At 40.5% G+C, this 25,017-nt stretch carries 20 protein-coding genes and 1 pseudogene; 13 read left to right on the forward strand and 8 right to left on the reverse strand.

Annotation, left to right across the window (positions count from 1 at the left end; translation table 11 throughout):
• Positions 1-27 precede the first annotated feature (27 nt).
• From nrdA to ubiG, 3 genes are all read right to left on the reverse strand, one after another.
• Positions 28-2,310, reverse strand: a complete 2,283-nt coding sequence (gene nrdA / locus AC0L7Q_RS07000; protein ID WP_372858392.1) for a class 1a ribonucleoside-diphosphate reductase subunit alpha — start codon at positions 2,308-2,310, stop codon at positions 28-30.
• Between the two features lie 410 nt (positions 2,311-2,720).
• Positions 2,721-3,401: an HAD family hydrolase gene (locus AC0L7Q_RS07005; protein WP_413401935.1), complete on the reverse strand. Its 681-nt coding sequence runs from the start codon at positions 3,399-3,401 to the stop codon at positions 2,721-2,723.
• Positions 3,401-4,111, reverse strand: coding sequence for a bifunctional 2-polyprenyl-6-hydroxyphenol methylase/3-demethylubiquinol 3-O-methyltransferase UbiG (gene ubiG, locus AC0L7Q_RS07010; protein ID WP_413401937.1), 711 nt, complete (start codon positions 4,109-4,111; stop codon positions 3,401-3,403). Before ubiG ends, AC0L7Q_RS07005 begins: the two co-directional genes overlap by 1 nt.
• Before the next feature lie 178 nt (positions 4,112-4,289).
• Between ubiG and gyrA the strand changes: the two genes are divergently transcribed.
• From gyrA to AC0L7Q_RS07060, 10 genes are all read left to right on the forward strand, one after another.
• The gene (gene gyrA / locus AC0L7Q_RS07015) at positions 4,290-6,989 is read left to right on the forward strand and encodes a DNA topoisomerase (ATP-hydrolyzing) subunit A (RefSeq protein WP_413401939.1); all 2,700 of its coding nucleotides are present in this window, start codon (positions 4,290-4,292) and stop codon (positions 6,987-6,989) included.
• A gap of 280 nt (positions 6,990-7,269) precedes the next feature.
• The gene (gene serC, locus AC0L7Q_RS07020) at positions 7,270-8,352 is read left to right on the forward strand and encodes a 3-phosphoserine/phosphohydroxythreonine transaminase (RefSeq protein ID WP_413401941.1); all 1,083 of its coding nucleotides are present in this window, start codon (positions 7,270-7,272) and stop codon (positions 8,350-8,352) included.
• On the forward strand, positions 8,352-9,629 hold the full coding sequence (aroA, locus tag AC0L7Q_RS07025; RefSeq protein WP_413401944.1) for a 3-phosphoshikimate 1-carboxyvinyltransferase: 1,278 nt from the start codon (positions 8,352-8,354) through the stop codon (positions 9,627-9,629). The genes serC and aroA overlap by 1 nt, the downstream gene beginning before the upstream one ends.
• 107 nt (positions 9,630-9,736) lie before the next feature.
• Positions 9,737-10,447 carry a (d)CMP kinase gene (cmk, locus tag AC0L7Q_RS07030; protein WP_010389925.1) on the forward strand — a complete coding sequence of 237 codons (711 nt, stop codon included), beginning with the start codon at positions 9,737-9,739 and terminating at the stop codon, positions 10,445-10,447.
• A 95-nt stretch (positions 10,448-10,542) separates the two neighbouring features.
• On the forward strand, positions 10,543-12,210 hold the full coding sequence (gene rpsA, locus AC0L7Q_RS07035) for a 30S ribosomal protein S1 (RefSeq protein ID WP_002961176.1): 1,668 nt from the start codon (positions 10,543-10,545) through the stop codon (positions 12,208-12,210).
• Positions 12,211-12,278: 68 nt separating this feature from the next.
• Positions 12,279-12,566, forward strand: coding sequence for an integration host factor subunit beta (ihfB, locus tag AC0L7Q_RS07040; RefSeq protein ID WP_024600987.1), 288 nt, complete (start codon positions 12,279-12,281; stop codon positions 12,564-12,566).
• A 21-nt stretch (positions 12,567-12,587) separates the two neighbouring features.
• On the forward strand, positions 12,588-12,869 hold the full coding sequence (locus AC0L7Q_RS07045; RefSeq protein ID WP_413401947.1) for a lipopolysaccharide assembly protein LapA domain-containing protein: 282 nt from the start codon (positions 12,588-12,590) through the stop codon (positions 12,867-12,869).
• A 2-nt stretch (positions 12,870-12,871) separates the two neighbouring features.
• Entirely contained in the window at positions 12,872-14,008 is a 1,137-nt protein-coding gene (lapB, locus tag AC0L7Q_RS07050) for a lipopolysaccharide assembly protein LapB (RefSeq protein ID WP_413401949.1), read from the forward strand.
• A 47-nt stretch (positions 14,009-14,055) separates the two neighbouring features.
• Entirely contained in the window at positions 14,056-14,745 is a 690-nt protein-coding gene (gene pyrF, locus AC0L7Q_RS07055) for an orotidine-5'-phosphate decarboxylase (RefSeq protein ID WP_418157351.1), read from the forward strand.
• 89 nt (positions 14,746-14,834) lie between these two features.
• Positions 14,835-15,209, forward strand: a complete 375-nt coding sequence (locus tag AC0L7Q_RS07060) for a hypothetical protein (protein ID WP_409425366.1) — start codon at positions 14,835-14,837, stop codon at positions 15,207-15,209.
• A 55-nt stretch (positions 15,210-15,264) separates the two neighbouring features.
• On the opposite strand, the gene AC0L7Q_RS07065 is transcribed toward AC0L7Q_RS07060, so the two are convergent.
• Positions 15,265-16,095, reverse strand: a complete 831-nt coding sequence (locus AC0L7Q_RS07065) for a CvfB family protein (RefSeq protein WP_413401952.1) — start codon at positions 16,093-16,095, stop codon at positions 15,265-15,267.
• Positions 16,046-17,419 carry a DEAD/DEAH box helicase gene (locus AC0L7Q_RS07070; protein ID WP_418157344.1) on the reverse strand — a complete coding sequence of 458 codons (1,374 nt, stop codon included), beginning with the start codon at positions 17,417-17,419 and terminating at the stop codon, positions 16,046-16,048. Before AC0L7Q_RS07070 ends, AC0L7Q_RS07065 begins: the two co-directional genes overlap by 50 nt.
• A gap of 204 nt (positions 17,420-17,623) precedes the next feature.
• On the opposite strand from AC0L7Q_RS07070, the gene trhO reads away from it, so the two are divergent.
• Complete coding sequence (trhO, locus tag AC0L7Q_RS07075) at positions 17,624-18,631, forward strand: oxygen-dependent tRNA uridine(34) hydroxylase TrhO (protein WP_413401956.1); 1,008 nt, start codon at positions 17,624-17,626, stop codon at positions 18,629-18,631.
• 70 nt (positions 18,632-18,701) lie between these two features.
• Here trhO and AC0L7Q_RS07080 read toward each other — a convergent pair whose 3' ends face one another.
• The 3 genes from AC0L7Q_RS07080 to AC0L7Q_RS07090 form a co-directional block, all read right to left on the reverse strand.
• On the reverse strand, positions 18,702-19,547 hold the full coding sequence (locus tag AC0L7Q_RS07080; protein ID WP_409425534.1) for an IS3 family transposase: 846 nt from the start codon (positions 19,545-19,547) through the stop codon (positions 18,702-18,704).
• Positions 19,544-20,044 (reverse strand): transposase, encoded by a 501-nt coding sequence (locus AC0L7Q_RS07085; RefSeq protein ID WP_409424004.1) that lies wholly within the window; start codon positions 20,042-20,044, stop codon positions 19,544-19,546. The genes AC0L7Q_RS07080 and AC0L7Q_RS07085 overlap by 4 nt, the downstream gene beginning before the upstream one ends.
• A gap of 138 nt (positions 20,045-20,182) precedes the next feature.
• Positions 20,183-20,611: a hypothetical protein gene (locus AC0L7Q_RS07090; RefSeq protein WP_413401958.1), complete on the reverse strand. Its 429-nt coding sequence runs from the start codon at positions 20,609-20,611 to the stop codon at positions 20,183-20,185.
• Positions 20,612-20,853: 242 nt separating this feature from the next.
• Between AC0L7Q_RS07090 and AC0L7Q_RS07095 the strand changes: the two genes are divergently transcribed.
• Positions 20,854-21,849 carry an efflux RND transporter periplasmic adaptor subunit gene (locus AC0L7Q_RS07095; RefSeq protein WP_473697730.1) on the forward strand — a complete coding sequence of 332 codons (996 nt, stop codon included), beginning with the start codon at positions 20,854-20,856 and terminating at the stop codon, positions 21,847-21,849.
• A gap of 2 nt (positions 21,850-21,851) precedes the next feature.
• Positions 21,852-24,940, forward strand: a pseudogene (locus AC0L7Q_RS07100) (efflux RND transporter permease subunit).
• Positions 24,941-25,017: the final 77 nt, after the last annotated feature.

Below are 25,017 nucleotides of genomic sequence, written 5' to 3' on the forward strand. Positions count from 1 at the left end.
GCAAGGCGCCCGCTTTAAGTTTAACTATTAAATTTTACACGCGCCGCCTGCACAATCATCATCTTCCACTTCTGGAGTATCTTCTTGAGCATCTGATGCGCCATCACGGGTATTATGGTAATACAGTGTTTTAACACCTAGTTTGTAGGCACCGAGTAAGTCTTTTAGTAAGACTTTCATAGGTACTCTACCGCCTTCGTATCTGTTTGGATCATAATTAGTATTTGCTGAAATTGTTTGGTCGATAAATTTCTGCATTATGCCTACTAATTGTAAGTAACCATCGTTTGATGGAATATCCCACAGTAACTCATAGTTATCTTTAAGGCGTTCGTACTCAGGAACAACTTGCTTTAAAATACCGTCTTTACTTGCTTTAACACTAATATGGCCACGTGGTGGCTCAATACCATTGGTTGCATTTGATATTTGCGATGATGTTTCTGATGGCATTAATGCGCTCAGCGTTGAGTTACGCATACCGTGCTCTTTAATGCTGGCACGTAACGTATCCCAATCAAGGTGCAGTGGTTCATCACAAATTTTATCTAAATCACGCTTGTACGTATCTGTTGGCATAATACCTTGTGAGTACGTAGTTTCGTTAAATTTAGGACAGGCTCCACGCTCTTTTGCCAGCTCATTAGATGCTTTCATTAAGTAGTACTGAATCGCTTCAAATGTTTTATGCGTGAGTGCATTTGCGCTGCCATCTGAGTAACGCTTACCGTTTTTAGCTAAGTAGTAGGCGTAGTTAATCACACCTATACCTAGAGTTCGACGTCCCATAGTGGCATTTTTTGCCGCCGGTACCGGGTAGTCTTGGAAATCAAGTAAGTTATCTAGTGCACGTACTGCAAGCTCAGCTAACTCTTCTAATTCATCCAATGACTCAATCGCGCCTAAGTTAAATGCAGACAAGGTACATAAGGCAATTTCACCTTCTTCATCATTTACATTGTTCAGTGGCTTAGTCGGTAATGCAATTTCTAAACATAAGTTAGATTGACGAATAGGCGCCACTTTCGAAATAAATGGGCTATGTGTATTACAGTGGTCAACATTTTGTAAGTAAATACGACCGGTGCTGGCACGTTCTTGAGCAAACATAGAAAACAGTTCAATGGCTTTAATACGTTTTTTACGAATTGACTCGTCTTGTTCATACTTTACGTAAAGTGCATCAAATTCGTCTTGATCTTCAAAGAATGCGTCGTAGAGACCCGGCACGTCTGATGGACTAAATAAGGTAATGTAATCGTCTTTAATTAAACGCGAATACATTAATTTATTAAACTGTACGCCGTAGTCTAGGTGACGTACGCGGTTATCATCAACACCACGGTTGTTTTTAAGTACCAGTAAATTTTCTACTTCTAAATGCCAAAGCGGGTAGAATAAAGTAGCGGCTCCGCCACGTACACCGCCTTGCGAACAACTTTTAACGGCTGTTTGAAAATGCTTATAAAACGGAATACAGCCAGTGTGGTACGCTTCGCCGTTACGAATAGGGCTACCTAATGCACGAATACGTCCGGCATTAATACCAATACCAGCACGTTGAGAAACGTATTTAACAATCGCTGATGATGTCGCATTAATTGAATCTAAGCTGTCGCCACACTCAATCAGTACACATGAGCTAAATTGGCGCGTTGGTGTACGTACACCCGACATAATTGGTGTAGGTAAAGAAATTTTAAATAGTGAAACCGCATCGTAAAAACGTTTGATGTAATCAATACGCGTTTCACGTGGGTAATCTGAGAATAAGCTTGCCGCAACTAATATATATAAAAACTGTGCACTTTCGTAAATTTCACCCGTTACACGGTTTTGAACTAAGTATTTACCTTCCAGCTGTTTTACTGCTGCGTAGCTAAAGTTAAGATCGCGTGAATGATCTAAGTAAGCATCTAGTTCATCAAGTTCTTGCTCTGTGTAATCAACAAGCAAATGTGCGTCGTAGCGTTTTTGCTCAACCATGTTAGTAACGTGGTCAAAAAGACGCGGTGGCTCAAATTGGCCATACGCCTTTTTACGTAAATGGAATACAGCTAAACGAGCAGCAAGATACTGATAATCAGGTGATTCTTTTGAGATCTGATCCGCAGCGGCTTTGATAATCGTCTCATGAATGTCTTTAGTACGAATACCGTCATAAAATTGAATATGCGATTTAAGTTCAACTTGTGAAACCGAAACGTTGTTTAAACCTTCGGCGGCCCATTCAATAACGCGATGGATCTTGTCTAGATCAAGCGGTTCTTTACGGCCGTCACGTTTGCTTACAGATAACTGTTGGTTCATAGTTTTGCCTGTATTCCTTGGGAATTAAATATTTTTGACCAATGAGTGCACTTAAAATGCCCAGTGCCTATTCTTTTATTGTTATTTATACCGCTTAGGTAAATTTAATTGAATAACATTTAGCCACAATATCTGGTGTTGTTCAAATTAGAGATCACAAGATAGTGTGGTCTGTGATCTTTTGCAAGGGACAGAAACCGCTCTCATTGTGGATAACGTTGGGATAACGTAATTGTGTTAGTAGGCATTAACCTTTGATCATTCGGTTAAGTTGAAATTTGTAAAAATCAACTAAGGAAAGATTAAATTTACGCTTTTTAAAAATAAATTTTGTCTGCTTTTTTTATCATCAAGCTTTGCGTAAAAACTAACACAATCACAATATGTAGTGTTTATTAATTAACATGGCACTATATGTGGTTGAATGCATCTATAGGGCTATGCCAATTAAAATCTGCATTCCAAGCCAATGCTTCGTCTACACTCGGTACATATCCCCACAGTGCGGTAGCGGTGTGCATATTCGCAGCTTTTCCTGCTTGTATATCTCGCTGTGCATCACCTATATATAGACAGCGCGAAGGATCAACACTCATTTGCTCAGCACAATGCAATAAAGGAAGGGGTGAAGGCTTAGACTCTGCTAAGGTATCACCGCTTATCACAATTCGCGCATTTTTTAACGCGGGAATGGCCCTGACTAAAGGATCGGTTAAAAAACCAGGCTTGTTTGTCATAATACCCCACGGGATCCCTTTATTATCAAGTGCGATGAGTAATTGCTCTATACCGACAAAGCATTGGGTACGGGTGGCAATATTGGCAGCGTAGTGTGCAACTAGCTCCGCTAAAAGTTGCTCTTGCGGTTGTTGCGCCCAAGCTTCTTTAAAACCAGCAGCAAGTAATGCTGCTGCGCCATTTGAAGCTGCGGGTCGATATATGTCACTGCCCACTTGAGGCTGTTGATGATTATGCAGCACACTATTTAGTGCGGCGCCTAAATCATCAGCGGTATCGAGTAAAGTGCCATCTAAGTCAAACAGCAATGCTTGATATTCAACTGGGTTAGTAGGTGTTTGCGAGCTTGCCATTACGCTAACTTCTCAAAGTGCAGCATATAATTTACGCTGACGTCATCATTAACCGTATATTGCTTTGAAAGTGGGTTGTAACTTAATCCTGCACTGGCACGTACCTTCAAGCCTGCTTGTTCTGCCCATGCGATTAATTGCGCAGGTTTAATAAACTTTTTATGGTCATGGGTACCTTCAGGCACCATTTTTAACAGTTTTTCTGCACCGACAATAGCGTATAAATAAGCTTTAGGGGTTTTATTAAGGGTAGAGAAGAATACATCCGCCCCAGGTTTTGCTAATTTAGCGACCGCATGAATAATAGAAGCAGGGTTGGGAACGTGCTCTAACATTTCCATGCAAGTGATCACATCAAAGCGCTCAGGATGCTCATCAGCAAATTGTTCGGCAGGTACTTTTATATATTCAACGGGTACGTTGGTTTCTAAGCTGTGTAACTTGGCGACAGTTAAAGGCTCTTGCCCCATATCGATGCCTGTTACGTTTGCGCCCATTCGTGCCATGCTGTGACTTAAAATACCGCCACCACACCCAACATCTAGGGTTTCTTTATCAAATAACCCTTTAGTTTTGTCAGCGATAAAATCTAATCGTAATGGGTTAATTTCGTGTAAGGGTTTAAATTCGCCCTCTAAATCCCACCAACGCTCTGCGATGGCTTCAAACTTTGCTATTTCTGCGTTATCTACATTTTGATGTTCGGTCATAAAATACTTCCTCGTCAATCTGAGGCCATTATATAGGGCTAAATTGATAAATCGCAAAGTTTTGCGCCTGTAAATTAAAATTAATTGTGATAGCATGGCTGCTTAGAAATAATAACAAACACTCTTAATACCTAATACTGGGTTGTTGAGAGCTGATACTGAAGGAATGTGATATCAAATGACTGATCTCGCCAATGAAATTCTGCCAGTCAATATTGAAGACGAGTTAAAAAATTCCTACTTAGATTACGCCATGAGTGTAATTGTAGGACGTGCATTACCAGACGTACGTGACGGTTTAAAACCTGTTCACCGCCGCGTCTTGTTTGCAATGAACGAGCTTAGTAATGACTGGAACAAGCCTTACAAAAAATCGGCCCGTGTGGTCGGTGACGTAATCGGTAAATACCACCCACACGGCGACAGTGCAGTTTATGACACCATCGTACGTATGGCTCAGCCATTCTCACTACGTTATATGTTAGTTGATGGTCAGGGTAACTTTGGTTCGGTTGATGGTGATTCAGCAGCGGCAATGCGTTATACAGAAGTACGTATGGCAAAAATGTCGCACGAATTATTAGCCGATCTTGAAAAAGAAACGGTTGATTTTGTGCCTAACTATGATGGCACAGAGCAAATTCCTGACGTATTACCGACTAAAATACCTAATCTGTTAGTTAATGGTTCATCAGGTATTGCTGTTGGTATGGCGACAAATATTCCGCCACATAACTTAACAGAAGTAGTGAATGGCTGTTTAGCGCTTATTCAAAACCCTGAGTTAACCATTACTGAGTTAATGGATTACATTCCAGGTCCAGATTTCCCAACTGCGGCAATTATCAACGGTAAAAAAGGCATTGAACAAGCTTATCAAACCGGTCGCGGTAAAGTGTACATGCGTGCGCGTGCTGAGATTGAAACTGATGAGAAAACCGGCCGCGAAACGATTATTGTTCATGAAATCCCTTACCAAGTTAACAAAGCCCGTTTGATTGAAAAAATCGCTGAGCTAGTTAAAGATAAAAAGATTGAAGGGATCAGTGCATTACGTGATGAATCAGATAAAGATGGTATGCGTATCGTTATTGAGATCAAACGTGGTGACGTAGGTGAAGTTATTTTGAACAACCTTTATTCACAAACTCAGTTACAAACTGTGTTTGGTATGAATATGGTTGCGTTAATTAATAACCAGCCTAAGTGTTTCAACTTAAAAGAAATGCTTGAAGAGTTTATTATTCACCGCCGTGAAGTTGTTACTCGTCGTACGGTATTTGATTTACGCAAAGCCCGTGACCGTGCGCATACGCTAGAAGGTTTAGCGATTGCACTGGCAAACATTGACCCAATTATCGAACTTATTCGTAAGTCACCAACACCTGCTGAAGCAAAAGTTGCACTAACAGCGCGTCCTTGGGAATTAGGTAATGTTAAAGCCATGCTTGATAAAGCGGGTGAAGACAATGTTGCACGCCCAGATTGGTTAGCAAGCGAGCTTGGTATTCGTGATGGTCAGTACTATATTTCTGAGCAACAAGCTCAAGCAATACTAGACTTACGTTTACACAAACTAACGGGTCTTGAGCACGAAAAAATTCTAACTGAGTACCAATCGTTATTGGACCTAATTGCTGAACTATTATTCATTTTGGCAAGCCCGGAACGTTTAATGGAAGTTATTCGTGACGAGTTAGTTGAAATTAAAGAGCAATATGGTGATGAGCGCCGCACTGAAATTAATGCCGCTGCACACGATATTAGCCTTGAAGACTTAATTAACGAAGAGAACGTGGTTGTGACCTTGTCGCACGAAGGGTACGTTAAGTACCAAGCGTTAAGTGATTACGAAGCCCAGCGTCGTGGTGGTAAAGGCAAGTCAGCGACTAAGATGAAAGATGAAGATTTCATTGAACGTCTACTTGTTGCTAATACCCACGATACTATCTTATGTTTCTCAACAGCGGGTCGTTTATATTGGCTTAAAGTGTATCAGTTACCACTTGCAAGTCGTGCAGCGCGCGGTAAGCCAATTGTTAACTTATTACCACTTGAAGCAGATGAACGTATTACTGCTATCTTACCTGTACGTGATTATGAAGATGATAAATACATCTTTATGGCGACAGCATTTGGTACGGTTAAGAAAACACCATTGACTGCATACAGCCGTCAACGTGCTAGCGGTATTATTGCCGTTAACTTAAATGAAGGTGATAGCTTAATTGGTGTTGATATTACCGATGGTAACAACGAAATTATGTTGTTCACTGATGCGGGTAAAGTTGTACGCTTTAAAGAAGCTGAAGAAACCACGGTAGTTGATGAAAATGGTAACCCTGTTCTTGATGAAGAAGGTAAGCCTGAGATTCGCTTCAAAGGTGTACGTCCTATGGGTCGTACTGCAACGGGTGTTCGTGGTATTAAAATGCCAGACGATCAACGTGTTGTATCACTGATTGTACCAAAGAATGACGGTGCAATATTAACAGTGACAGAAAATGGTTACGGCAAGCGTACTCTACTTGAAGACTACCCATCTAAGAGTCGTGCAACACAAGGTGTTGTATCAATTAAGGTGAGTGAGCGTAATGGTGCCGTTGTTGGTGCTGTTCAAGTGGATGACAACGACGAAATAATGATTATTTCGAATCGTGGTACCTTAGTACGAACTCGCGTTAATGAAGTTTCTACGGTTGGACGTAACACCCAAGGTGTTATTTTGATCAGAACTATTGACGAAGAGCAAGTAGTTGGTTTACAACGTATAGAAGAGATTGAAGTGACTGAAAGTGACTTGATTGATATCGAAGACGTTGAAACAGTAGATACGGTTATAGATGAAGTAGCGGATGATAATCCTCCTTCAGAATAATTGAGATTGAAAAAAGCGGCCTTGGCCGCTTTTTTTATGTGGTTGAAAAAAACTAAAGATACTTGAATTAGTTTAATACCAATTCACTTAATTAAGTGGTCTATTTTGAGGCGGGAAAAACGTGTTGATAGCTAGGCAAAAAGTTTGCTATTTAGTTGTTCTAAATGAGAATTTTTTAACGCAGGCAGCAACACGTTTAGCTCCGTAAAATGATTAACTATTATTGCGGATTGGTATTAATTCAAGTTAAACAGTAAATTACTGGAATGAGGAAAAGGTAATGAGTATTTATAATTTTTGTGCGGGTCCTGCAATGTTACCACCGGCTGTAATGCAAAAAGCACAAAAAGAGTTTTTAGACTGGCAAGGGCTTGGCGTTTCAGTAATGGAAATGAGCCATCGCAGTAAAGAATTTTTAGCATTAACGGCTAAGTGTGAAGCTAGTCTGCGTCGTTTAATGAATATTAGTGATGAGTTTGAAGTGCTGTTTATGCACGGCGGCGGTCGAGGTCAATTTAGTGCCGTACCTTTAAACCTCCACGTTGATGGAAAAAAAGCGGTGTATTGTGAAAACGGCGTGTGGTCAAAAAGTGCAACCAGCGAAGCCGATAAGTTTACTCAAACTCACACTATTGACGTACGTAATGATGATAATGGCTTATTTTCTATCAAGCAGGTAGCCGATTGGATTTTACCAGCCGATGCTGCATATATTCATTACTGCCCAAATGAAACTGTCGATGGTTTAGAGATTTTTGATGTGCCCAGTCACCCAACAGCACCGATTGTCGCGGATATGTCGTCGACTATTCTATCGCGCGAAATTGACGTTAATCAATTTGATTTAATTTACGCAGGTGCTCAAAAGAATATCGGCCCATCGGGTATTGCTATCGTAATTGTTCGTAAAGCGCTACTTGAGCGTGAAGGGCTAGCTAAGCCTGGTATATTAGATTACGCCCTTGAAGCAAAACAAGGCAGCATGTTCAATACTCCACCAACATTTGCATGGTATTTAGCAGCTGAAGTATTTGCGTGGCTTGAGCAAAATGGCGGTGTAAAAGCCATGGAAGCTCATAATATCGCCAAAGCGCAGCTGCTTTATGATTTTATCGATAAGTCTGATTTTTACACTAACAAGGTTGCAAAACATTGCCGTTCACGCATGAATGTGCCTTTTTGGTTAGTTGATGAAAGCCTAAATGATAAGTTTGTTAAAGAGTCAAAAGAAGCTGGATTATTGGCACTTGAAGGCCATCGTATTGTTGGCGGCATGCGCGCGAGTATTTACAATGCAATGCCACTTGAAGGGGTACAGGCATTAGTTGATTTTATGGCGGCTTTCGCAAAGGAGAACAGCTAATGGAGCAACTTTCTTTAGCGCCTATTTCACAGGTTAATGGCAGTGTGACATTGCCGGGTTCGAAAAGCTTGTCAAATCGAATTCTATTATTGGCAGCATTATCAAACGGCACTACAGTTGTAGAAAACTTATTAGACAGTGATGATATTCGTCATATGTTGGGCGCCTTAGCGCAGCTCGGGGTAAATGTGACACTTAATGATGAGCGAACCATCGCAACCGTAGAAGGTGTGGGTGGCGTTTTTAAAACGCCAACAGAGGCATTGTTTTTAGGTAATGCAGGCACTGCATACCGTCCTTTAACGGCCGTGCTTGCAGCGATTGCTGGTGAGTATGAGTTAATTGGTGAGCCACGTATGGAAGAGCGACCAATTGGCCACTTAGTTGATGCACTGCAAGCCTTAGGTGGTAATGTTAGTTATTTAAAAAATAAAGACTATCCGCCGCTTAAAATTGTTGGTGGGCAAATAGCAGGTGGTGAAGTCGAAATTGACGGCAGTATTTCAAGCCAATTTTTAACTGCGCTGCTTATGGCTGCACCGTTATTTAAAGGCGATACTCAAATTAAAATAAAGGGCACATTAGTGTCTAAGCCCTATATTGATATTACTCTTGATGTAATGGCGCGTTTTGGCATCACCGTTGAGCATGATAATTACAGTACTTTTATTGTAAAAGGTGCACAGCAGTATCAATCCGTTGAGCGTATTATGGTAGAAGGCGATGCTTCCTCTGCTTCTTACTTTATTGCTGCTGCAGCGATTGCCGGTGGCGAAATAGAAATTAAAGGCGTCGGTGCTAAATCAGTTCAAGGTGATATTGGTTTTGCTAACGTTATGGAGCAAGTGGGTGCCAAAATTGACTGGTATGACGAACGTTTAGTTGTTCGTAAAGGTGAGCTTAACGGTATTGATATCGATGCTAATGCTATCCCGGACGCTGCAATGACTCTGGCTACAGTTGCCTTGTTTGCAAAAGGGCCAACCGCTATTCGTAATATCTATAACTGGCGAGTAAAAGAAACTGACCGTTTACACGCTATGGCCACTGAGCTTAAAAAAGTAGGGGCTGAAGTAGTTGAAGGGCATGACTTTATTGAGATCACACCGCCAAAACAATTTAATAATGTGGCTGTAGATACCTATGATGACCACCGTATTGCCATGTGCTTTGCAATGGTGGCGGTAGGGGGTAAGCCAATCACGATTAACGATCCGGCCTGTACTTATAAGACATTCCCAACATTTTTCAACGTGTTAGCATCAGTCAGTAAATAGGCTATTTATAAGTATTTATAAAAAGTTACATACTAAAAGCGGATAATCTTTAATAATTGACGTATAATGTGGCGGTTTATTTTGGTGTGCATTGAAGGAGGTTTTAAATGCCGGCGTTATTAATGCCCGTAATCACCGTAGATGGCCCAAGTGGTTCTGGTAAAGGAACTGTTTGTCGCTTATTGGCTGAAAAATTAGGCTGGGATGTGTTAGATAGCGGTGCAATTTATCGCGTACTTTCACTTGCAGCACTTCATCACCAAATTGCGTTAGATAACGAAGAAGCACTGGTTCCACTAGCTGCAAATCTAGATGTGCAGTTTTTGATAGACAGTGACACTAATGCAGGAAAGATTATTTTAGAAGGCGAAGATGTAACAACCACTATTCGAAATGAAGAAGTGGGAGCTGCAGCGTCCAAAGTGGCGGCATTGCCACGAGTTCGTGAAGCGTTACTTCGTCGCCAGCGTGCGTTTAGAACTGAAAATGGCTTAATTGCTGATGGTCGCGATATGGGCACTGTTGTGTTTCCTGATGCGCCATTAAAGATATTTTTAACCGCAAGTGCAGAAGAGCGTGCTCGCAGGCGTTTTGTTGAGTTGAATGAGCGCGGGCTTGATGTTACACTAAGTGGTCTATTACAAGACATTCAAGCACGTGATGATCGCGATATGAATCGCGCTGTTGCGCCGCTTGTACCTGCAGAGGATGCGATTGAGCTTGATACTAGCGAACTCAATGCGCAGCAAGTCTTTGATAAAGTTATAACTTTATTAGATTCAAGCATCTCAGAAGGTAAGCTTCCTAAACGAAGCTAAACACATTTTATGCACCAGCAGGACGCCAGTGCTATTTTAACAACCCCATGCAGCATGGTTGCTTATTGGTATTAATATATGAGACGTATATTCGTATGTCAGAAAATTTTGCGCAGTTATTTGAAGAAAGCTTAAAGGGTTTTGAAGCAGAGCAAGGCTCTATCGTTAAAGGTACAGTAATCTCAATCGAGAACAACATTGTACTTGTAGATGCTGGTCTTAAATCAGAAAGTGCTATCCCTGCAGAGCAGTTCAAAAATGCTGCTGGTGAACTAGAAGTTGCTGTTGGCGACGAAGTAGATGTTGCACTAGATGCAATCGAAGACGGTTTCGGTGAAACTATCCTTTCTCGTGAGAAAGCGAAGCGTCACGAAGCGTGGATCCGTCTTGAGAAAGCATGTGAAGAGCAAGAGACTGTTACTGGTGTTATCAACGGTAAAGTTAAAGGCGGTTTCACTGTTGAAGTTGATTCAATCCGTGCTTTCCTACCTGGTTCACTTGTTGATGTTCGTCCAGTACGTGACACAACTCACCTTGAAGGCAAAGAGCTTGAATTTAAAGTAATCAAGCTTGATCAAAAACGTAACAACGTTGTTGTTTCACGTCGTGCAGTTATCGAATCAGAAAACTCACAAGAACGTGAAGAGCTTCTTGCTAACCTTGTTGAAGGTCAAGAAGTTAAAGGTATCGTTAAGAACCTTACTGACTACGGTGCATTCGTTGATCTTGGTGGTGTTGATGGTCTACTACACATTACTGACATGGCGTGGAAGCGTGTTAAGCACCCTTCAGAAATCGTTAATGTTGGCGACGAAATCGCAGTTAAAGTTCTTAAATTCGACAAAGATAAAACTCGTGTATCTCTAGGTCTTAAACAGCTTGGCGAAGATCCATGGGCAGCTATCGCTGGTCGTTACCCAGAAGGTTCTAAACTTTCTGGTCGTGTAACTAACCTTACTGATTACGGTTGCTTCGTAGAAATCGAAGAAGGCGTTGAAGGTCTAGTACACGTTTCTGAAATGGATTGGACTAACAAGAACATCCACCCTTCAAAAGTTGTTTCACTAGGTGACACTGTTGAAGTTATGGTTCTTGAAATCGACGAAGAACGTCGTCGTATTTCTCTTGGTCTTAAGCAATGTATTGCTAATCCTTGGCAGGAATTTGCTCGTCTACAAAACAAAGGCGATCAAGTTACTGGTAAGATCAAATCAATCACTGACTTCGGTATCTTTATCGGTCTTGACGGTGGTATTGATGGTCTTGTACACCTTTCAGACATTTCTTGGAATACACCTGGCGAAGAAGCTGTACGTGAATTCAAGAAAGGCGACGAAATCACTGCTATCGTATTGCAAGTTGACCCAGAGCGTGAACGTATCTCTCTAGGTGTTAAGCAAATCGAAGCTGACCCATTCAATAACTACCTTGATGCAAACAAAAAAGGTGCTATTGTTAAAGGTAAAGTGACTGAAGTTGATGCGAAAGGCGCAACTGTTGAACTTATCGAAGGCGTTGAAGGTTACATCCGTGTAGCTGATATCGCTCAAGAGCGCGTTGAAGATGCAACTACTGTTGTTTCTGTAGGCGACGAAATCGAAGTTAAATACGTTGGCGTTGATCGTAAGAACCGCACTTTAAGCTTATCTGTTAAAGCTCTTTTCGAAGCAGAAGAGAAAGAAGTACTAGAGAAGCTTAAGAAAGAAGAGCCAGTGTTCGAAAACGCAATGGCAGCTGCTTTCGCAAATGCACAAAAAGACTAATTAATTATAGTCTTTTAATTGGAAGGGCAGTTTCATGCCCTTCCACTATTTCTTATTAAGGAAACGCTATGACTAAGTCAGAACTGATAGAAACACTTGCTGAACAACATGCACATATTCCTGTGAAAGATGTTGAGAACGCTGTTAAAGAAATTCTTGAACAAATGGCCGGCTCATTATCTTCTTCAGATCGAATTGAGATCCGAGGTTTTGGAAGTTTCTCTTTGCATTACCGTGCGCCTCGTACAGGCCGTAACCCTAAAACAGGCGAAACTGTAGAGTTAGATGGTAAGCATGTACCTCATTTTAAACCAGGCAAAGAACTACGTGATCGTGTAAACGAGAGTATTGCTTAGTAAACTAATTGGAGTGGTTACTTGTTCAAGGTATTTAAAATTATTCTGGCAGCACTTTTTTTAATTGGTGCATTTGTATTGGGTTCGCAAAATCCACAATTAACACAAATTAACTACATAATAGCCAGTAATACATTACCTTTAGCCGTTATAATAAGTATCTGCTTTTTGTTAGGTGTTGTAGTGGGTTGTTTTGTGAGTTTTAAATTGTTTACGCAATTAAAGTGGCAAAATTACCGTTTAAAAAAGCAAATAACGCCTGAAAAAGATAATAAAAAGCGTATTGCCAACAAAGATACCTAACTATGATTGAGCTGTTGTTTTTACTGCTTCCTGTCGCCGCCGGTTATGGCTGGATCATGGGAAAAAACAGTGCTAAAAATCAGGCTCATCAATTTAATAGAGAAATCACTTCTGAATACAGTAAAGGGTTAAAGTTCTTACTGGACAGAGAAGAAGATCAGGGGCTTGAGCATTTAATTAATTTGCTCGAAGTAGCTGCTGACTCTGTAGAACACTATTCTACATTAGCCACTATGTTTCGCCGCCGTGGCGAGCTTGACCGCGCAATAAAAATTCATGAATTGCTATTAAAACACCCAAGCCTTAACGAAAAACAAGCTGCCAATAGTCGGTTAGAATTAGCAGAAGACTATATTATGGCAGGTTTACTCGATAGCGCAGAAGAACATTTAATATGGCTGGTAAAAAATAACCATGAAGATGCTCTTGAGCCAATTATTTCCTTATATTCACAGACCCGTGAATGGGAAAAAGGCATTAGTATGTTTGAAGCGCATACTGAGCTTTTTTCAAAAGAACAACACTTCAAAGCCATCGCAAACTTTTATTGTGAATATGCTATTGCCAGTAATAATCCTCAACTTATGCGCAAAGCTATTAGCTTAAACTTTAAAACAATCAGGCCTCTATATGAGCTTGGTTTGTCTGCCTATACAAAAGAAGATTACGTAAAAGCAATTTATTATTGGCGAGAACTTATCTGTCAATTTACCTTTTTTGCGCCATTATTTATTGATAAGTTAGCGCATAGTTATAAGCAACTTAAACTAACCCATCAGTTTCATGAACTCGTGAACGACTTATTAGATAAGGGTGGGGTAATGATAAAAATACAGCATTGCCAAGCGTTGCTTGAGCAAGGTCACACTGAACAAGCCTTTGAATTTTTAACCGACAGTTTAAAACGTCAACCTACCATCCGTGGCTTTAGTTTTTTACTGCAGTTAATGAGCGCCGAAAATAAAAATACCAAAGATGTGCTTAATCAAATAGATAAACTTGTTACCTCATATATTGCTACCAAGCCTGACTTTCAATGCCAGCATTGTGGCTTTACAAGTTACACCATTTATTGGAATTGCCCTTCGTGTAAACATTGGGAAACCATTGTGCCTAGCAGAGGCTTAGACGGATTTTAATCTTTATACTTTTCGCTCACTAGTAGGATAGTTATGTCTTTCGAACAATCAAAAAAATTCTTATCGCTCTTGATTATGATGATCAGCAAACTGCTTTAGCATTTGTTAAACAGTTATCACCTGATACCTGTCGATTAAAAGTGGGTAAAGAAATGTTCACATATTTTGGCCCTGAATTTGTTAAAGAGCTGGTTGATTTAGGTTTCGATGTATTTTTAGATTTGAAATTTCATGATATCCCAAATACGGTTGCTAAAGCAGTAACCGCTGCAGCTAAAATGGGCGTGTGGATGGTTAATGTGCATGCAAGTGGTGGTTTTGAAATGATGCATAAAGCAAAGCAGGCACTCGAACAATTTGGTGATAAAGCACCATTATTGATTGCCGTGACCGTTTTAACCAGCATGGATGAAACTGAGCTCGGGCGTTTAGGTATAACTAAATCACCACAAGAGCAAGTTATGCATTTAGCAAAACTAACAAAGCAAGCAGGGCTTGACGGTGTGGTTTGTTCTGCACAAGAAGCACAAAGTTTAAAAGCGGCTTTAGGCAAAGAATTTAAACTCGTAACCCCAGGTATTCGTCCTGCTGGCAGTGATGCGGGCGATCAAAAACGTATTATGACACCTAAAGACGCGATTGAAGCTGGCAGTGACTATTTAGTAATAGGGCGTCCGATTACTCAGGCACAAAACCCTGTAGAAGTATTAAATGATGTTAATAAATCAATAGCTTAAATTTAAAGTATGCATAATTATAAGGAGTTTATTACAACTCTTTTTGTTTGTGCTACATTTAGTTACGGCTATGCAGTGAGGAACTAACTTTGCGTTTAATAATGTTTGTAGTGGTAATTATCATTAGTGGCTTTGCTGTTAATAAATATGTATTTTCGACCAAAATGTATGATGATGTTTCGAATGTCACCGATTTGGTATCTGATTACCCCGTTGATTTATTTAAGTTTAAAAAAATCGCCCAAAACTATGCTCAGCATTTATGTTATACAAATGAAGCTGTTTTAGCAGGACTTGATATAAGTAGTAGAGAATGTGTTGATGTACACGATGAAATGCAGAATGAGTGTACAAAAAAAGTATTTAGACTAGCGCCATTAAATATGACATCTAAAAAAGAATTAATTGAATATTCAAATCAATACGCACGCTGTACCTTACCTTACAAAAACATTAAGTTATAAATTTTAAATACGAAAAAGCCACCTAAGTTTAGACTTAGGTGGCTTTTTTATTGAATTATTTTAAACGAATAGACTTAGCTTCAATATCAATAAGGCCTTGTTTAAATAACCCACCAATGGCTTTTTTGTAGTTTGCTTTACTGGTCGAGAAAACTTTTTTAATTAATTCAGGTTCAGACTTATCGCCTATGGCTAATATGCCACCTTCATCTTTTAGTTTTTCCATAATTTTTTCGCCAAGTTCACTGACTTTACCCATACCTGGCTTCTCAAGTATGACATCAATTTTTCCGTCTTCACGCACTTTTTGAATAAACCCTTTGAGCTTTTGACCAACAAATAGGTTTTTAAATACCATGTTGTAAAATACAACACCAAAATGAGACTCTTCAATAAGTACTTTGTAGCCGATATCGGTTTTACCTGCCACAATTAAATCGACTTCTTGCAAGTTGCTATATTGCGGCTCGTCTTTTGATAAAAAGCGATTAAAGTTGGTTGAAGCACAAATTCGCTGACTGGCATTATCTAGGTATAAACGGACTAAATACGAGTAACCTTCTTGCATACGCGGTTTTTGTTCATTAAACGGTGCAAGCACGTCTTTTTCTAAACCCCAATCTAAAAAAGCACCAATGCTGTTTATTTCTTTAACGCGCAGTAGGGCATATTCACCGACTTGTGCGTGTGGTTTTTTAGTTGTTGCTGTTGGCAGGTTTGCGTTATCTAAAAAGGTAAAAACGCTGATGCTATCGCCAGCTTCAAGTTCATGTTTAATCTCGTGTTTAGGTAAAAATACTTCACCTAAGCCATGGCCATCTAAATAGGCACCTTCATTACTGACTTCTTTTACAAATAAGGTTTGGGTAGTTCCAAGGTAACTCATAATTATTCCTGCTCAGGCTTTTTTTACGACGCATAGGGGTATCACCATCGATGTTAAGTGGTGCTTTAATTGGGGCTACTGGTTTTTTCGGTTTCGCTTTGCGTTTTTGCTGTGGTTTTTTATCAGCCACTCTCTTTTTAATTGGTTTAACTGGCGTTATTTTTTTCTCTTTGATGCCCTTAAATTTCGCTTTTAAACCATCAACCGTCGCAAACGACAATTCGTCATTTAAAAATGACTTTATTGCTAAATAGCTTGCCCAATCTTTAGGACCAACAAATGATAGCGCGTTGCCCTTAAAACCAGCACGGCCTGTACGCCCAATACGGTGAACGTATTCTTCAGCGTGTTTTGGTAGATCAAAATTAATAACATGGGTAACACTGAGTAAATCTAAACCGCGTGATGCAACATCAGTAGTGATTAATATTTTAAAGTTCTCACGGCTAAACGCATCCATGATATCAAGGCGCTTACTTTGAGTTAAATCTCCAGCTAATGCGACAGATTTAAAGCCTTTACTGTTTAGTGACTCGCTTAATCGACTGGTATCAGCACGTGTAGCGGTAAATATGATGCATTGCCCTACATTGTCTTGACTAAGAAAATGCTCAAGTAGCGCTTCTTTATGATCAAGATGATCGGCTAAATATAATGTTTGTTTAATATCACTATGTTGCTCATTGGCTGCACTGAGCATAATTTGTTTTGGTTTTTTTAATAAATTACGCGAAAGGGCATCAACTTGAGCATGATCTAATGTCGCTGAAAACAATAGGGTTTGGCGTAATCGGTGATCTGCCAGTTCATTAATTAACTTAAGCTGGTCTGTGAAACCTAAATCCAAAATACGGTCAGCTTCATCAAATATAAGTAGCTCCAAGCCACTTAACTGTAAAGAGCGTTGTTTTAAGTGATCGGCTAAACGCCCTGGTGTAGCAACCACAAAATGTGGGTCGTTGCGCAGTGCTTTAATTTGGTCGTTAAAGTTTTCACCACCGAGAATTTTAACTGCCTTAATATTAGTACCGGCAATAAGTAATCGTAGTTGGGTGAACACTTGGGTTGCAAGTTCACGAGTTGGAGCAACAATAAGTACACGAGGATCACGTTTACTGAGTGCTTTTTGTTTCATTACTCGCTGCACTGCAGGTAATAAAAACGCTAAAGTTTTGCCTGACCCAGTTTTTGACTGAGCGAAAATGTCATGTCCAGCGAGTGCCGTTGGCACAGCATGAGCTTGAATATCGGTAGGCTGGGTGATCCCTTGGTGCGCTAATTGTGTTTCTAGGCGAGTATCAATCCCAAGATCAGTAAAGTGCAATGTATATTTCTCCAATATGAGCAAGTCTTGTAAATTTATCCGCGCATTATAGCCCACTGAGCCACTGCGCTAACAGTAAAAAGCGCATTATCATCCATTTTTTTGCATTTAAATAAAAAAAGCGTAAAATACGCGCCCCATATGCGCCGGATTTACGATTCGGTAAACGCCCCCTGCGGGTTTAAAAAGCAAAATAGGAAAACCATGACTGCTATCCATAAAGATAATGTAACCAGCGAACACTTTGTTGTGTGTGCATTGTATAAATTTGTTTCTTTACCTGATTTTGAAGCACTTCGCCAACCTTTACTTAATGTAATGGAGCAAAATGACGTGCGAGGTACTTTGTTAATTGCCGCAGAAGGAATTAACGGGACTGTCTCCGCAAAACGTGAAGGCATAGATAACTTACTGGCGTGGTTAGACACCCAACCTAATTTAGACAATATTGTTACTAAAGAATCATATGATGACGAATGCCCGTTTTACCGCACTAAAGTAAAACTTAAAAAAGAAATCGTAACTATGGGCGTTGAAGGCGTTGACCCATTAAAAGTAGTGGGCAGTTATGTTAAGCCAAATGAATGGAATGCCTTAATTTCTGATCCAGAGGTTATCCTTGTTGATACCCGAAATGATTACGAAATTGAAATTGGTACATTTCAAAACGCAGTCGATCCAAACACGAAGACGTTCCGCGAATTTCCGCAGTGGGCGAAAGAAAATCTCGACCCAGAAAAGCATAAAAAAGTAGCTATGTTTTGTACTGGTGGTATTCGCTGCGAAAAATCAACAGCTTATATGAAAGAGCAGGGCTTTGATGAGGTATACCACCTTGAAGGCGGCATATTAAAATACCTAGAAGAAGTACCAAAAGAAGACACTATGTGGGAAGGCGAGTGCTTTGTATTTGATAACCGTGTAGCGGTAAATCATGACTTACAAAAAGGCTCATATGACCAGTGTCACGCATGTCGGATGCCTATCACAGAAGAAGAAAAGCAAAAGCCTGAATATATGGAAGGGGTGTCGTGTCATCACTGTATTGATGATGTGACCGACGAGCAACGCGCTCGTTTTGCTGAGCGTCAAAAACAAATAGAATTGGCACAAGCACGCGGTGAGGGCCACATTGGTAACGAAGCTCAAGCTGCTTTACAACAACGTAAAGAAGCTAAAAAAGCGCAAAAAGACGCACAACGAAATAAATAACACCCCGCGTTTATTTATTCTATAAAAAACCTCAGTAAACTGAAGTGACCCCATAAAGTTGGACTCATTTCTAAGCGGCTGCCAAGGCCTGATTTCGATACTGTATCGGACTCAGGCCTTTTAGTTTCAGTTTAATACGCTCATTGTTGTAATAGTGGATATATTCTTTAATGTTTTCAATAAGATCATTCACGTCTTTAAACGTTTCGTTGTGGTACATCTCGCTCTTCAATATGCCGAAGAAGTTCTCAGCAACCGCATTATCTAAACAATTTCCTTTTCTAGACATACTTTGTTGCAATCCTTTTTCCTTAAGGTGATTTTGATATTGTTTGTTTTGATATTGCCACCCTTGATCTGAGTGTACAACTGGCTTTTCATTTGGCTTCAACCTAGCAGTTGCTGTTTTAAGCATGTCAGTTACCAAAGGGAGTGCAACGGATTTTCTGACTTCGTAACTGATTACCTCTTGGTTGAATAGGTCAATCATAGGCGATAGATATACCTTCTCATTATCCACTTTAAACTCCGTCACATCCGTCACCCATTTTTGATTTGGCTTCTGCGCAGTAAACTCGCGGTTAAGCGTATTTTCTGCGATTTTACCCACTTCACCTTTATAGGATTTATAGCGCTTAGGCCTTACTTTTGACTTGAGTCCTAACTCATTCATCAACCGTTGAACGCGCTTATGATTAACAAGTACTCCCATTGCTCTCAGGGCACTCGTAATTCTGCGATAGCCATATCGCCCTTTATGCGCGTGATAAATATCACGTATTTTTACCAGTAAATCATTGCTTGCACAGGGTTGCTTACAAGTAGTGCGATGATAATAGTAAACACTCTTTGGCAGCCCTGTCGCCTTTAAAAGGTGTCGTAAGCTATGCTTTGCCTTGAACTCTTCGACGACTATCGTTTTGTCTTTGCTTTTTTCTTTCTGGCTTGAGCCAAGGCTTCTAACTTTTTTAGCACATCATTCTCAGCTCGTAAGTATGCTAGTTCTTCTCGTAACTCCTCCTCAGTCATTTGCTCTACTAGTTTTGATGAAGAAGAATTATTTGTCATGAATGGCTTACCTTTTCTCTGTGGTTTAAGACGTGATATACCATCACGAGCATAAAGCTTTTGCCATTGAAAAAGAATGCCTGGGGACGATAAATCGAAGAAAGCACTGGTATAACCGAGTGACCAACTGTTTGCTGTCATCGCTTTTAACACTTCAGCCTTAAATGCTAGAGAATAAGGTTTGTGAACAGACCTGAAGCTTTCAGCGCCATGAATTCGATAAATAGCGGTCCAATATCGGACCTGCCTGTCTGTAACATTAAATCTGTTACTTACCGCCGAAGAGCTTTCAGACAAAGCGAGTTCAGCTATTTTGAGCTTGAAAGCTCGGTGATGTTTGGACATAAAAAGACCCCCAGTAATTGGAATGTCCAACTATTGGGGGTCACTTCAAACACTGAGGTTTTTATTTAAAAGTAATTTATAAATAGCGAGCTTACATTGCTTATCAGCTTAAAGATTTGATGCTCACTTTAAGCTTAATCAACGAATACAATAACTATTATCTATCGGCGTAAGTGTAATTTTATTAGCTGAATTAACAAGCACACATTTTGTGTTTTTATCAAGTTTTTTCTTTTGAATAACGGTAAAATCACCTTCATCAACAGCGTATAAGTTATACTGATAAGCCGTATTACCTCCCTCAAATAAGGCGGTAAATAGCCCTCCAACTAAACCGCCAACAATAGCTCCACCAATCATTTCTTCGGTGTTGCCATCTAGGCTATCAACAAAGCCAAAACCCGCTCCAGCAGCTATTCCCGTTCCTACTTCTGAGGAAAGTGTCACTTTTTGCTCTGAATTAACAGATGCATAATAGCGTTTAATTAATTGATTTTGACTTGTCCGGTCAACCCCTTGTGATGCACAGCCACTAAGCAGTAAAACCATAATTATACTTTTTTTCATAAACTCTCCTTTGTATGTTCACTCTAATGACTAAATCATAATGTTAAATACGCATAAAATATGTGGTGATTTTGTAGGCTGGTGTAAGAATATGTAGAAAATACTTGGATGTTTAATTTCAGCGCGTTGTTTTGCTAATTTGTCGTACTAAGCTATTTATTGATCATAGAGGTGTTAAACTGCGTAACATAATGGAAATAATAATTAATTAGGGTGTTCCTTTGAAGTCGCAAAATTTTTTAATGGGCATAACGGCCTTATTCTTATCGGTTAGTTTGCCAGTAAGTGGTGCTACCGTGGTCGTTGAAAATATCGCTATGGAACAAGCACAACAGCAAGTTCAGGCTGTTGGTAACGCTGAAGCTATCCATTCTGTTATTTTATATCCTGCCGTAGGGGATAAAGTAGCAGCAGTTCATTTTAAACCTGGCGATAAGGTTCAAGAAGGTGATATTTTACTCGAGCTTGATTCACGCAGGCAAAAAGCGGCCCTTGAAGAGGCTAAAATAAAATTAGCCGATACCCAGCGTACTTTAAAACGTTTAAAGCAAAGCCAAGCTAAGGGTGCTGTGCCACAAAGTGATGTAGACGATGCAAAAACCATCGTAGAGCTTGCAAAAGTTACCCTTACTCAAGCTGAAACTGAATTAGAAGACCGTCAAGTTCGAGCCCCGTTTAATGGCACTATGGGACTGACTGACGTTGAAGTGGGTGACAGAATAACAACACAAACAATGATTGCCAGCATTGATGATACCCGCCAATTATACATTAACTTTAATGCGCCAGAGTCAGCGATTGCGATGATCAGAAATAATGCCAGTGTGCGCGTGTTCCCGTGGCAATCGCAAGCGCCTGTTGAGGCAGAAATAGCTTATTTAGATTCCCGTATCGATCCTCAAACTCGTACTTTACGAGTCAAGGCAAAGCTAAATAATAAACAGCAACAATTTTTACCAGGAATGAGTTTTCGGGTACATATAAAAGTATTAGGTCAACGCTTTGCTGCTATTCCTGAAGCAGCATTACTTTGGGGCGCAACGGGTCCATATGTATGGACGAGTGTTGATAAAAAAGCAACGCGGGTTGATGTAAAAATAGAGCAACGCTTAGCAGGGCGATTACTCGTATCAGGCGCATTACAGCCAAACGATACGCTAGTTGTTGAAGGCGTTCAGCGTTTGCGAGCCAATCAAGAATTAAGCTTTTCTGCACCTATCGCCAGTACGCAGGAGTAGTTATGAAACAGCAAGCTATGATGCAAGACTTGCCTTCAATGGCAATTCGCCGTCCCGTACTTATTGTGGTACTTAATTTACTCATTATTATTGCCGGTATCGCTGCTATAGCAGGCGTAGAAGTACGCGAGCTTCCTGATGTAGATAGGCCACGTATTACGGTATCAGCTTCATTCCCTGGCGGTTCTCCGGAAACCGTCGACACTGAAGTAACAAGCAAACTAGAAGGGGCTGTTGCCCGCGTGAGTGGAGTTAAATCTATCCGTGCGCAAAGTGAAGAAGGCAGCTCACGTATTGTGGTTGAATTTAGACCTGGCGTTAATCTGGATGATGCCGCTAATGAAACACGCGAGTCAGTTTCGCGAGTGCAAAGGGAGCTCCCAGAAGAAGTTGAGCGTGTATCTATCATAAAAGCCGATAACGATGCTGAGGCGGTTGTATCACTCACCGTATCAAGTGAGAGTTTATCTTTAGAGGCATTAACCGAGCGGGTTGATGTTGATTTAGCGCCACAGTTTTTAACTATTCCCGGTGTTGCTGATGTGCGCTTAAACGGTGATAGAGAGCGAGTGCTTAGAGTACGTATCGATCCTCTTAAGCTCAGCAGCTTCAATTTAACTATTCCCGATGTTGCTGATGTGCTCAGGCAAGCTCCCTTTGATGTGCCAGCAGGAAGTTTAAAATCAAACGATCAGCAAATTATTGTTCGTGCTGATGCTACCTCGGTAACACCCGATCAAGTAGGTGATATTATCATTCGTGGTGATACCCGTATTAGCGATATCGCCGCGGTATATTTTGGCCCAGCCGATCCGCGCTCTATGGTAAGACTTAATGGTAAACCCGTTATTGGTATGGAAATTATCCGCCAAGCGCAATCTAACACCATAGAAATATCAGATGAGGTTCTAAAGCTCATAGAAGGAATGCGTGAACGCTTTCCTGAGATGGAATTTACCTTAACATCAGATGACGCACAATTTATTAGAAGTTCAGTGGATGAAGTGATTAACTCATTAGTGCTGACAGTGCTACTAGTGATCATTACGTTATGGGTGTTTATTGGCTCATGGCGTGCAACCTTAGTACCTGCATTTGCTATTCCGGTAGCATTAATAGGCTCATTAGCACTGATATGGGCATTGGGCTTCTCCATAAATATTTTAACCTTGCTCGCGCTTGTACTTGCTACTGGCTTAATCGTTGATGATGCGATTGTGGTGAGTGAAAACATTCAACGCCAGCGCGGATTAGGGCTTGGCCGGCGTGCGGCCGCAGTGGTAGGTACCCGTGAAGTATTTTTTGCGGTTATTGCCACCACGGCGGTTTTAGCAGCTGTGTTTGTTCCCATTGCTTTCTTACCCTCTACTGCAGGGCGTTTATTTAGAGAGTTTGGGGGGTACTTGCCGGTGCAGTGATCATATCAAGCTTTGTTGCGTTATCGTTAGTGCCGGCACTTACTTCTAAGCTAAAGCTAAAGCTTAAGCAAGGCGGTTTTCATCCATTTGCTAAGTTTGGTAACGTACTTGCTAATTTATATACCAAAACAATTCATAAAGTTCTCGATCATGCGTGGCTTACTTTTATTGCCTGTCTATTAGTGGCAGGCGGCTCAGGTGCATTGTATATGAGCTTAGATAACGAGCTATTACCAACAGAAGATCGCGGTAAAATTAGAATATTTGCTCGTGGCCCAGATGGCGTAGGCTTGAACTTTATGGACAGGCAAGCCATTAAAATGGAAGACACTTTGCTGCCTTTCGTCGAAAGCGGTGAAATAGAGTCTATTTACACGGTTGTTGGTCAGTGGGATCCTAATATTGTGTTCATTACTGTGCCTTTAAAGCACTGGGATGAACGTAATTTTAGTCAACAAGAAATCATAAATAAAATTCGTCAGCCTTTAATGAATATTCCTGGAGCACCCGCATACGCAGGAGGCGCTAATAGTTTAAATTTACGTGGCCAAGGTGGCGGTATTGAAATTGCTTTACTAGGCCAAGATTATCTTGAAATATTTAAAGCTGCACAGCAGTTTTCAGCTGATCTTGAAAAAGTAGTACCTGAAGTTGCACCGGTTCGCGTATCGTATCAACCATCACAACCACAACTTCGCGTTAATATAGACAGACGACGCGCAGAAGAGCTTGGGGTATCGTTAAGTGATATTGCCATTACTTTAAGAGCTGCCATTAATGGCGATGATATAGCTGATTTAAACATTGGCGATCAATCAATACCTATTATGTTACAGGCTCAAAATCAAACCATCAATGACCCAAGTGATTTAGCAAATTTATATGTAAGCGCCCGCGATAATCAATTAGTACCACTCAGTAGTGTGGCAAATATTACTGAAGAGGGCGTTGCTGCGGAGCTTGAGCGCCATGCTCAGCGACGCGCAATAGAGCTAAGCATGGAATTACCGGACGGTTTAACCATTGCCACACTGGTTGAGCAAATAAAACAGGTGTCTGAGCAATCATTGCCTGCAGGTATTACTTTAGCGTTCAAAGGCGAGGCACTCACATTTGAAGAAACCTCAAATGAAGTGCTAATGACTTACGTATTAGCCTTTTTAATTGTGTTTTTAGTTTTGGCGGCACAATTTGAAAATGTTAATAGCGCCATTGTAGTAATGATCACCGTCCCTTTTGGTATTACATCCGCAATCTTAGCGCTTTATTTAACTGGCACATCACTCAATATTTATTCACAAATTGGTCTTGTAATGTTAATTGGTTTAATCGCCAAAAATGCGATTTTATTGGTTGAGTTTGCTGATCAATTAAGAGATCAGGGTTTAGCTGTACGTAAAGCGGTGGAGCAAGCAGCGCTGGTACGCCTACGACCTATAACTATGACTTTAATCTCTACTTTATTGGGCGCATTACCGTTGATTATGTCTACAGGTGCTGGCGCTGAGGCGCGTAACGCGATTGGCTGGGTGGTGTTTGGTGGCTTAGCCTTAGCGGTATTGTTTACCCTTTATTTAACACCCGTGATTTATTTAGGACTTGCACGTTTTACCAGCCCTCGTGGTGATGAATCAAAACAATTAGCGCAGGAGTTAGAGCAAGTAGATAATTAATCGCTAACTATTTACTTAAATTGGCTATTTTTCTTTGAAAAGATAGCCAATTAGGCTCACAATTCAACTAGATTCAC

The organism is Pseudoalteromonas sp. KJ63-1, assembly GCF_055808145.1.

Coding starts and splice junctions, on each gene's coding strand:
- AC0L7Q_RS07065 (WP_413401952.1), bottom strand. CDS start 16,095: ATGAGTTACCTTGGAACTACCCAAACCTTATTTGTAAAAGAAGTCAGT.
- serC (WP_413401941.1), top strand. CDS start 7,270: ATGAGTATTTATAATTTTTGTGCGGGTCCTGCAATGTTACCACCGGCT.
- nrdA (WP_372858392.1), bottom strand. CDS start 2,310: ATGAACCAACAGTTATCTGTAAGCAAACGTGACGGCCGTAAAGAACCG.
- ubiG (WP_413401937.1), bottom strand. CDS start 4,111: ATGACCGAACATCAAAATGTAGATAACGCAGAAATAGCAAAGTTTGAA.
- gyrA (WP_413401939.1), top strand. CDS start 4,290: ATGACTGATCTCGCCAATGAAATTCTGCCAGTCAATATTGAAGACGAG.
- AC0L7Q_RS07005 (WP_413401935.1), bottom strand. CDS start 3,401: ATGGCAAGCTCGCAAACACCTACTAACCCAGTTGAATATCAAGCATTG.
- AC0L7Q_RS07095 (WP_473697730.1), top strand. CDS start 20,854: ATGGGCATAACGGCCTTATTCTTATCGGTTAGTTTGCCAGTAAGTGGT.
- trhO (WP_413401956.1), top strand. CDS start 17,624: ATGACTGCTATCCATAAAGATAATGTAACCAGCGAACACTTTGTTGTG.
- AC0L7Q_RS07090 (WP_413401958.1), bottom strand. CDS start 20,611: ATGAAAAAAAGTATAATTATGGTTTTACTGCTTAGTGGCTGTGCATCA.
- aroA (WP_413401944.1), top strand. CDS start 8,352: ATGGAGCAACTTTCTTTAGCGCCTATTTCACAGGTTAATGGCAGTGTG.
- lapB (WP_413401949.1), top strand. CDS start 12,872: ATGATTGAGCTGTTGTTTTTACTGCTTCCTGTCGCCGCCGGTTATGGC.
- ihfB (WP_024600987.1), top strand. CDS start 12,279: ATGACTAAGTCAGAACTGATAGAAACACTTGCTGAACAACATGCACAT.
- rpsA (WP_002961176.1), top strand. CDS start 10,543: ATGTCAGAAAATTTTGCGCAGTTATTTGAAGAAAGCTTAAAGGGTTTT.
- AC0L7Q_RS07085 (WP_409424004.1), bottom strand. CDS start 20,044: ATGTCCAAACATCACCGAGCTTTCAAGCTCAAAATAGCTGAACTCGCT.
- cmk (WP_010389925.1), top strand. CDS start 9,737: ATGCCGGCGTTATTAATGCCCGTAATCACCGTAGATGGCCCAAGTGGT.